The following is an 8,934-nucleotide window of genomic DNA, read 5'->3' as shown; positions in this document are numbered from 1 at the left end:
GCACCCGCCCCCCCCCCCCCCCCCCCCCCCCCCCCCCCCCCCCCCCCCCCCCCCCCCCCCCCCCCCCCCCCCCCCCCCCCCCCCCCCCCTCCTCATCGTCGGTTACGCCGTGCGAAAGCAGCCGCAGGTGGCCTCCGCAGTGTCCGAGGCTGTGAAACGTGGAGTCCTGGTAACCACCTTGTTCAAGCGTCCGGAGGACAATCCGTCCTTCCACGGGAGCGGTGCCCCGTTCGCGGGCCTGGACGTACGGCGCCTCAGTTGGCCGGCGAAACAGCGACCACCAGCCGGGGCCTCGTTGCACGTCAAGGTGCTCATCGCAGACAGGCGCGTGGAGTTGATCGGCAGTGCGAACATCACAGATTGGGCGTTCGAAAAGAACATCGAGTGCGGAGTGCTCATCCGAGGTGGTGATCATCCATGGAGACTTCGATGACGTCCCTTGGAGTGGTGTAACTCCTCGCGCGTGAAGCGCTGCGTTTCGGACTATGCCGTGAGCGCGGTGCTCGTGTCGAGCGGGGTGGCCGTGTCGAGGTTCGCGGTGACCGCAGCGGTGTGCAGGACGGTCGGCTCCGGCGGGCTCAACAGGGCCATCGAGGCCTCCGAGAGGTAGCGGCGTTCTCCGGACTGCCACTCATCGTGCGCCTCGATCAGCACGCAGCCGGCCAGGCGCAGCAGGGCCTTGGCGTTGGGGAAGATCCCGACGACGTCGGTGCGGCGCTTCACCTCTCGGTTGAGGCGTTCGAGGGGGTTCGTGGACCAGATCTTGCGCCAGTGCGCTTCGGGGAAGACCGCGAACGCGGTGACGTCCGGTCCGGCCTCGTCAAGCATCTCGGCGACAGTCGGGAACTTCGCGCGCAGGCTGTCGGCGACGACCCGGACCTGCTGTGCGACGGCGTCGGCGGAGGGTTGGACGAAGATGGTGCGGACCATCGCCGCGACCGCCTCGGCCTGCCCCTTGGACACCTTGGCCAGGACGTTGCGCATGAAGTGGACCCGGCACCTCTGCCAGCTGGCTCCGACCATGGTCTGCTCGATCGCGGACACCAACCCGCGGTGCTGATCCGAAATCACCAACTGAACTCCGTGCAGACCATGGTCACGCAACGACCCGAGGAATTGCCTCTAGAAGTCGAGGGTCTCAGCATCACCGACGTTGCAGCCCAGCACTTCCCGGTGACCGTCGGCGGTGACGCCGGTGGCGATGACGACGGCCTGGGAGACGACGCGGCCGCGGATGCGGGCCTTGCAGTACGTTGCGTCGAGGAACACGTACGCACTGGCCTGGGCGTCCAGCGGGCAGGTGCGGAACGCCTCGACCTCGGTGTCGAGGTCAGCGCAGATGCGGGAGACCTCCGACTTGCTGATGCCGGAGTCGACGCCGAGGGCTTCGACGAGGTCGTCGACCTTGCGGGTGGAGACACCGTGGACGTAGGCCTCCATCACGACCGCGTGCAGGGCTCGGTCGATGCGGCGGCGCGGGGCCAGCAGGGTCGGGAAGAACGACCCGGTGCGGGTCTTAGGGATCTTCACCGCCAAGTCCCCGGCGGTGGTGGCGACGAGGCGGTCGCGGGTGCCGTTGCGCTGGGTCGTGCGGGCCACGGTGCGCTCGTGGAGGCCAGCGCCGATGTGGTGCTCGGCTTCCGCATCGATGAGGGCTTGCAGGGCTCCTTGCAGGATGCGGCGCATCAGCTGGCCGTCGTCGGCGGTGCTGAGTGCGTCGGTGAGGGTGGATAGGGCAGACTGGGGCTCGAGGGCCATCGTGTGGGTTCCGTTCTACGAGTCGACTTGGCGGTTGCTCGCAGAGCTTCACGCGGTGGCCCTCACCTGCTATCCGAGGCACACCGGTGCCGGTCAGGCTGGTGGGGCCGAGTTACACCACTCCAGGGGACTCACCCGAGACTTCGTGATCAGGTGGAAAGTTTGCTGCATCAGGGAGTCATGGCGAACCCGTGAGCAGGCCCAGCTCTTGGAGTCCGCCCATCCCGCTGTGCGAAATCAAAGGGCGAAACCTGAACGTCCTCACGAAGCAGGCAACTTCCCCAGAGCCTTCTTCGCGTCAGCCTCAGCTTGAGCGAGCTCCACCTGACGGGTGACCAGCAGATCACGTGCTGCTTTGAGTGACGACGCATCCACTGACCGTGCCGCCGTCGCCGAGGTAAGACCACTGCGGAACCGCCGGAGGATGTCCTTGCGTCGCCGCGTCACCTCGTCCTCGGTGGCTCGCAGCACTTCAGGCGGCAGTGGGATCGCAGTCTTGCTTCTTGCGACGCGTTCGACTTCCCTCCTCCAGGCGACCAGCTGATCGGCCGTGGTCGTCCCGAAGCCCCGAATCTGCTCGATGCGCTGTCGATTCACGTCCCAAGCGGTACGAATGTTGTGGGCTGCGAGCGTGCTCACCCTGGCGGCCCCCACGCCCCGCACGAGCCCCGGCCTGATCATCCGCTTCTGGAGCTGTGTGCGGAGCTCAGCGTCCATCCGCTGGCTCCGCAGCTCCCCCAAGCGCCGCTCACGCCATCGAGGCAGCTCGTTCCACTCCCGCATCAATGCGTGGAGCGAAGTGGAAGCCGCTGCCCACTGCGGGTGCTGCTCGAGACGATTGAACTCCACGGCCGCCTCACGGTGTTGGCGCACCGCTGTCCTGTACGCAGCATGCACTACTCGCCCTGCCTTCCAGCGAGCCCTTGAAGCGGTCCCAGTGAGCATCACCCCGAGGGTGGAGATGAGCAGGCCGGTCGAGCCCTCAGCCATGAGACCCGACAGCACGGTGATCGTTCCGAGGACGGCAGCCACCAGACTGGCTCGGCGCACTCGTCCGCTCCGCTCCGACGCCTGGCTCGGCCTTGGAGGTGCCGGCGGCCCTGGTGCTGCCGCCATTGCTGGTGCCCGCATCGCCTTAAAAAGGTCGGTGAGACTGCGGAAGTCGTCGTGCAGTGAGACGGAGGGTTTGGTTGGCGTCGACTTGGTCTGTGGTGTGCCGTCACCGAAGAGGACGAGGGTGGAAGTTCCTTCAATCTCGCACCAAGGGCACGTCAGCAGGCCTTTGAAGTAGTGGTGCGATGCTCTGCGCCCACAGATCGTCAATGACGAACGTAGCTGAGAGAGAGCAGTGACCCATTCTTCGGCGCTCGGTCGCATCTGCCCTTCGTGGGGAGCGAAAGCGCGTTCGAAGAGCTCGGACACGGCGGGGGAGAACGCCGACATCGAGACCGTGCCGCGTGGTCGTTCCATGCCGTACCGCGCTGCGTTCCGCCCGAAGGCGAATCGGTGTTCCTTGATGGCCTGAGCGATCGGCATGTCCCCGGATCCCGAGTAGCGACCGGCATGCGGATGGCGTCCCAGCAACAAGAGGTGGAACAACAGAACGGCCAGTCCGAAAGCGTCGTGGTTGCGGGTGCGCACCACTTCGTCCAGACGTCGACCGATGAGCTCCTCGGGCAGGAAGTCGGGAACGGCGACGGTGCACAGCAGGGGTCGTCCACCGGGAACGGGCACCTGAAAGCTGTCGACGTCGATGAGCCGCACGGTCCCATCCTGACGAACGAGCACGGACCCGGCGTTGATGTCCCCGACCACAAGGCCGGTGGCGTGCACCGCCGCAAATGCTCGTGCCACGTTGGTCGCTACGTGAACCAGGAACTCCCAGGTTGCTTTCGGGAACTCCCTGCGGCGGTCGACCGGGCTGTACAGCTTGTGGGCGTCGGCGCCGTCCTCGACAACAGGTAGCAGGAGCCCACGAGGTGTACGGCGGCTGTCGAAGACGAGTCCTCTAGGGCGAGCGATGTACTGGTCAAGAGCATCATCGCTCATGGCGGAGAGCAGCTCGATCTTTCGGGCGCGTTCCGCAGGCATCGGCGACAGGTAGACCTTCGCCGCCACGCCTTGCCGGTTCACGACACGGTGGACCGATCCTTCACCACCCCTGCCCAGCCGAGGACCCAACTGAAGAGGAGCGCCCGTGGCGTCGCGCAGCTCCTCGATCGTCACGGGACCGGAAAATCCACTCGTGCTGCGAGAACCAGGCTGAGGTCGTCGTCGGTTCTCGCGGCCACTGGGGCCGATGCCAGGTAGCGGCTGAGGCCTTCACTGAGTGATGAACTGTGCCCGGGACCGGGCAGCGACCGAACCGGTTGCGTCATCCTGGTGAAGAAGGAGCTGAGGACGTCCTGCGTCTCGTAGTTCAGAACCAGTCCCTGGAGGCCGTCGGTGAAGAGCGCGACGTCCGTCACTGCAAAGGGCATGCTGTCGACTTGAAGGTGATCGAGAGCAGTCGTGTCTGTGACGAAGAACGTGGTGTTGGCGTACTCACCACGTTCGGGCCAGAAGATCCAGTTCCACTCTCCAGTTCCTGCCTCAGGAACGACGACAGCTCCATCGCCGATCTGCGCGAAGACCGACCACTCAGGGTGGATGAGCGCCACTACGACCGTGCAGGCCAGATCGCGGAGATTGACGCCTCGTTCGTCCGCCTCCGCCTGCAGAACATTTCGTGATGCCGCAACAGCTGCACGAACTGCATGCTCTGCAGTATCGACTGTCTCGATAGTCGCGAGGGCCCCCAGTCGAGTGGCGAGATCCTCACACAAGATGCGAGCGCCGCTACCACCTTCGGAAGCGCTCCCGGCGCCATCGGCCACCACGGCGACGAGTGCGCTCTCGTTCGCGAGCGCGACGGTGCGCACCTCGTGAGCGTCCTGGCACGGCAAGTTCGACTTGGTGTGTGAGGTACCGGGGACCGACGCGCTGACGCTGCGCCACCCGGCGGTGAGCAGTGGCTGCTCCATCACACGATGGCCCAGCCGTCTGGCGCCGTTGGGTTCGTCAACGTCACAGCCTCACCGGGTTGCGAGTGCGACACGGAACTCATCGAGTTGGACAGCCACGTGAAGAGTCGGGAGAACTCCAGGCCGCGCAGCGCCAAAGGTGCACGAGTGGCGATCTGCTTGAGCACGTCCATGTTGGCGCCCTCGATGCCCACGGCGAAGAAGCTGAATGCTTTCCGCTCCTCACCGGCCTCGATGCGTGCGGCAGCTGCCTTCCACTCATCCGTGGGACCACCATCGGTGATCAGGAAGATCCACGGGCGGTAGTAGGAAATGCCCTGTTCGCGGTACGTCGCCTTGCGGCGTTCGATCAGGTCAAGGCCCTTGTTGATGGCTTCGCCCATCGGGGTTCCGCCGCCGGCGCGCAGGGTCGGAGGTTCGAAGTTGAGGACGGACGTGAAGTCCAGGTCGACTTCAACCGGACCGAACGACACGATGCCGACCTCGACTCGCTTCGCGGTCAGTGAGTCCGACGACAGCTCGGAGGCGAAAGCAGTCAGGCCGGCGTTCAGCTGCGCGATGCGCTCCCCGGCCATGGACCCCGAGGAGTCGAGCAAGAGCAGGCAGGGGCAGCGCGGCTCCGGGTTCTCGATGAACTCGGTGGGATCGAACGGAGTCTGACTGAAGTCGTCCACCGGGTCTTTGTATCCGGCCACAGCGCATCGTCAGGTGCTCATCAGGTGCGACGGTGGAGACTTCACGCGAATGGACTGCGCCCTCACTGCGTTCAGGCACTACTGCGACACAGAGCGTGACGTCGTGGTGATCGACGTCAATGCGAACCGTCACGGCTTTCATGCCGCTTCCTGGACCGCTCCGCGCACCAGGTGGTCACCCCCACGCGCAACCCACGGCTGGCCAGTGACGGCGGCTCCTAGGCGCTGGTTCGACAGGCGCTCCAGCGTCCGATCGAGGCGGTCCAGGGGCGATCACCCCATCGAGCTGCCGAAGCGCCCGTCGTTCGCCTTGAGCCACTGGGACACCTCGTCCGCGATCTTGCCCTCCTGCTCCTCCCGCCAACGGTTGACCGCAGCCTCGGCGAGGTCCACCTGGGCGTCCAGCACGGCGTGCGCGGCGCGGATCTCCGCGTCGAGCTCGGTGGCGGCCCTCGCCTTCGCGGCGTCGAGGCGCGACTGCGCCAGGATCGTGGCCTCGTCGTACTCCGTCTCGTGGCGCAGGTAGACGCGGTCCTCGACCCGCTCGGCCTCCTTGATGGCCATCCACTCGTACAGGCTCGGCTTCGCGAGCGAGAGCAGCGTCTTGAAGACGATGGGGACGATCTCCATGCACGTGAGGAAGACGAACAACCCGAGGTGGATCTCGGCGAGGCGGCTGCCGTCCTCCTCCATCTCGCGCAGCGCCCCGTAGCGGGCGAGCAGACCGTCGTCGGCGGCGACCGCAGCCGCGTGAGCGGCTGCTTCCTCGTCCCGGGCAGCCTCCGTTTCGCGGACGTCCTCCTCCAGCGTGGCCAGCTCGTCCTCGGCGTCGGAGATCCGTGCCTGCAGCTCCTCCGCGGCCGTGGCGCTGACCTCCACCTGCTTGGCGGCCAGCTGGTCCGTCAGCGCCTGGCGCTCCGCGGCCAGGCGGTCGCGTCGCGCCTCCTTGTCGGCGGCCGCCGGCCCGACGCCGGCCCTGCCGCTGCCGCAGGTTCCCTCCTTCTCGCACGCGACGTCCTTCTCGGCCTGCTGGAACTCGGCGTCCACGGCCGCGAGCTGCTCCCGCAGGTCCTTGACCGCCGGGTCGTTCAGCACGATCGCATCGGTGCTGCGCGTGTTGACGAGGTCCTGCAGCTCCCGGATGCGCTGCTCGTCCGCCTCGAGGTTCGTGTAGCGAGGGTCCTCCTGCAGCGCCTGCTCGTACGCGGCGAGGTCCGCCCGGTGCTGCACTGCCAGGTGCTCGTCGATCTCGTCGTGGAAGATCTGCAGGGTCAGCGGGGTGGATACCACCGCGCCGATCACCACGGCGAGGGCGACGCGCGGCAGCGCCAGGGCGAGGGTGGCGTACCAGCGCTTCAGCCGTGGCGTCGACACGATCAGCCAGCGGTCCAGGTTGAGGATCGCGATACCCCAGCCGACCGCGCCCGGCACGGCCAACCACCACGGCCAGTCGAACGCCATGTGCAGCGCCACGCCCGCCGACAGGGCCGCGAGGACCGCGGTCATCACGACGGCCCCACCGAGGGCGACCTGCTTCGTGCGCTCCCCGGGGACCTGGTCGAGGATCGCCCGGTTCGCACCGGACACGGTGATGAGGAATTCGCTGAGCCACCTCATCGGAGGTCACCTCTCGTCGGTCTCTTCAGGCTCCACCCTTCCGGGGGTGGTGCGTCGGTGGGGAACGGTGCGTCTTCCTCGCGGCTGCCGCGCAACCAGCGGACGACGGCGGGCGGGAGCCCGATGGGGCTGAGCGCGGCGCTGGCGGCGGGCCGTCCCGCGTCCTGAGCGCTGAACAACGCGTCGAGCCGCTGAGCCGCCGAGCGGCCGGCGTCCACGGAACTGCTGACGTCGGCGTGCAGGCGGATGCTCGGTGGTGAGGGCACCTGCACGGCCTCCACGACCGGTCGCGGCACCACCTGGACGATGCCGGTGTGCACGGTCGTGCGGGCGGTGGCGTTCACCGCCGTCACCTCGATCGCACCGCTGAGCGGCAGCACGACCGGCGTGGAACCCGTCGCCGGATGACCTGGAACTCCTTGCACGACGACGTCGTCGGCGCCCTCGAACGCCCAGGACACGACGACCGGCATCTCGTGAGCCACCACGGAACGGTCCACGTGCAGCATGAGGACACGTGGTGGCGTCCGGGGTCCTCGCTCTTCGTCGTGGTTCTGCGGTTCAGTCGCGGGGTCGGACGTGGTGGCAGGGCCGTAGGCGTGCACGTGGTCCTCGTCCACGAGCCGTTCGCCCGGTTCCGGGGTCGCAGCGCCGCCGGTGGGGGTTCCGTGCGCGTCGCCGGTGGGTGCGCCACCGGTGGTAGCGGTGCCTGCTGCGCGGTTCCGTCGAGCCTCGTAGCGTTGACCCGCGTCCCCGGTGGGGTAGCGGTTCGACGGGCGAGCGCCACCTCGGGGTGCGGTGGGCTTCGGCGGGGCAGGCGGCCGGTGCACCTGCTGCAACGCCCACTGGTACGCCAGCAACCGGTGCACGAGCCACGCGATGCAGGCGATCGCCCACCACACCAGCAGGGTGCGGGTGGCGTCCCCGACCGCGTCGAGCCGCTCACCCGGACCCGACAGCGCCCGCACGCAGGCGTCGACGTAGTACCAGCAACCGGCCAGCACGACGAAGCACAGGTACAGGTGTCTGCGCAGCCAGCCGCTCACCGGTTGCACCTCCCGTAGTCCGGGGCGTATTCGAAGACGTCGCCGTTGCGGGTCTTGGAACAGTGGACCGCCTTGAAGGTGTCACCCGACTCGTCGATCCCGAAGCGGGCGACGGTCGTGCTGCCGTCGTCGGCGGTGCGGGTCTCCTCCCACTGCAAGTACCCGTTCGCGTCGAAACCGAGGAAGTGCAGCGCATCCGCGGCGTCGTAGGAGGAGCTGTAGTCGTGGTGAGTGCTCCACAGGGAGCCGTTGCGCACGCCGGCCACGGCGATGGACGTCCACGCCGGCGAGTAGGTCGTGGCGCGGTGGTGCCAGAGCACCGCCATGTTGCCGTGCTGGTCGACGACGATGTCGTCGCCTGCCGGGACGTCCACGCCGTACCCGTCCTGCGGGGGCAGCCCCGTGGAGGGCTCGCTCGACGTCCCCGCATCGACCGCGATGAAACCGACGTGGGTGCGCGGCGTGCCGTCGTAGTCCGTGTCGTCCTCGTAGCGCACCAGTGCCAGCGTCGTGCGGGTCGAACCGTCCAGGACGTCGGTCCGCGCGATGAGGGAGCACACGCCACCCACGCAGTCGGACAGTGCGCGAACGACTCGTTCATCGCTCAGGCGTCCCGGCGGGGTCGCAGGGGGAGCGGTGGTGGACGTGGCCGGGCGCGGTGCTCGGGGTGCGGTGCTCGCCGGGAGCGGAGCCGCGGCCGCCGAGGTAGTGGCGGGCGCCGTGGTGGTCCTGCCGGGTGTCGTCGGCGGGACCGTTTGGACTTGCGGTGCGGTGGCCGTGGGCAGCGGGGTGCCG

General features: G+C 67.8%; 7 protein-coding genes and 1 pseudogene. 1 reads left to right on the top strand and 7 read right to left on the bottom strand.

The annotated features are described in order from the left end of the window. Positions 1 to 94 precede the first annotated feature (94 nt). Positions 95 to 433 carry a phospholipase D-like domain-containing protein gene (locus ACRYM0_RS05335; protein WP_432502810.1) on the top strand — a complete coding sequence of 113 codons (339 nt, stop codon included), beginning with the start codon at positions 95 to 97 and terminating at the stop codon, positions 431 to 433. A gap of 50 nt (positions 434 to 483) precedes the next feature. Here ACRYM0_RS05335 and ACRYM0_RS05330 read toward each other — a convergent pair. The 7 genes and pseudogenes from ACRYM0_RS05330 to ACRYM0_RS05300 all read right to left on the bottom strand — a co-directional run bounded on the left by ACRYM0_RS05330 (position 484) and on the right by ACRYM0_RS05300 (position 8,708). Beyond that, positions 484 to 1,758 (bottom strand): annotated as a pseudogene (locus tag ACRYM0_RS05330) (IS256 family transposase). A 261-nt stretch (positions 1,759 to 2,019) separates the two neighbouring features. After that, positions 2,020 to 3,984, bottom strand: coding sequence for a hypothetical protein (locus ACRYM0_RS05325; protein ID WP_432502801.1), 1,965 nt, complete (start codon positions 3,982 to 3,984; stop codon positions 2,020 to 2,022). Next, complete coding sequence (locus tag ACRYM0_RS05320; protein WP_432502798.1) at positions 3,981 to 4,781, bottom strand: PP2C family serine/threonine-protein phosphatase; 801 nt, start codon at positions 4,779 to 4,781, stop codon at positions 3,981 to 3,983. The genes ACRYM0_RS05325 and ACRYM0_RS05320 overlap by 4 nt, the downstream gene beginning before the upstream one ends. Beyond that, positions 4,781 to 5,455, bottom strand: a complete 675-nt coding sequence (locus tag ACRYM0_RS05315) for a vWA domain-containing protein (protein WP_432502795.1) — start codon at positions 5,453 to 5,455, stop codon at positions 4,781 to 4,783. Before ACRYM0_RS05315 ends, ACRYM0_RS05320 begins: the two co-directional genes overlap by 1 nt. A 294-nt stretch (positions 5,456 to 5,749) precedes the next feature. Then, positions 5,750 to 7,093 carry a DUF4407 domain-containing protein gene (locus tag ACRYM0_RS05310; RefSeq protein WP_432502792.1) on the bottom strand — a complete coding sequence of 448 codons (1,344 nt, stop codon included), beginning with the start codon at positions 7,091 to 7,093 and terminating at the stop codon, positions 5,750 to 5,752. Beyond that, positions 7,090 to 8,139: a hypothetical protein gene (locus tag ACRYM0_RS05305; protein ID WP_432502790.1), complete on the bottom strand. Its 1,050-nt coding sequence runs from the start codon at positions 8,137 to 8,139 to the stop codon at positions 7,090 to 7,092. Before ACRYM0_RS05305 ends, ACRYM0_RS05310 begins: the two co-directional genes overlap by 4 nt. After that, positions 8,136 to 8,708 carry a hypothetical protein gene (locus tag ACRYM0_RS05300; RefSeq protein WP_432502787.1) on the bottom strand — a complete coding sequence of 191 codons (573 nt, stop codon included), beginning with the start codon at positions 8,706 to 8,708 and terminating at the stop codon, positions 8,136 to 8,138. Before ACRYM0_RS05300 ends, ACRYM0_RS05305 begins: the two co-directional genes overlap by 4 nt. Between the last annotated feature and the right edge of the window lie 226 nt (positions 8,709 to 8,934).

Origin of the sequence: Kineococcus arenarius subsp. arenarius, from assembly GCF_050871845.1 — a bacterium.
In the GTDB taxonomy this organism is placed as follows: Bacteria; Actinomycetota; Actinomycetes; order Actinomycetales; family Kineococcaceae; genus Kineococcus.
The sequence above is the reverse complement of the archived record's forward strand: the minus strand, read 5'-3'. Positions and strand labels throughout refer to the sequence as shown.

Excerpts from the sequence above, each read along its gene's own strand:
- ACRYM0_RS05320 (WP_432502798.1), bottom strand. The coding sequence starts at position 4,781 with ATGGAGCAGCCACTGCTCACCGCCGGGTGGCGCAGCGTCAGCGCGTCG.
- ACRYM0_RS05310 (WP_432502792.1), bottom strand. The coding sequence starts at position 7,093 with ATGAGGTGGCTCAGCGAATTCCTCATCACCGTGTCCGGTGCGAACCGG.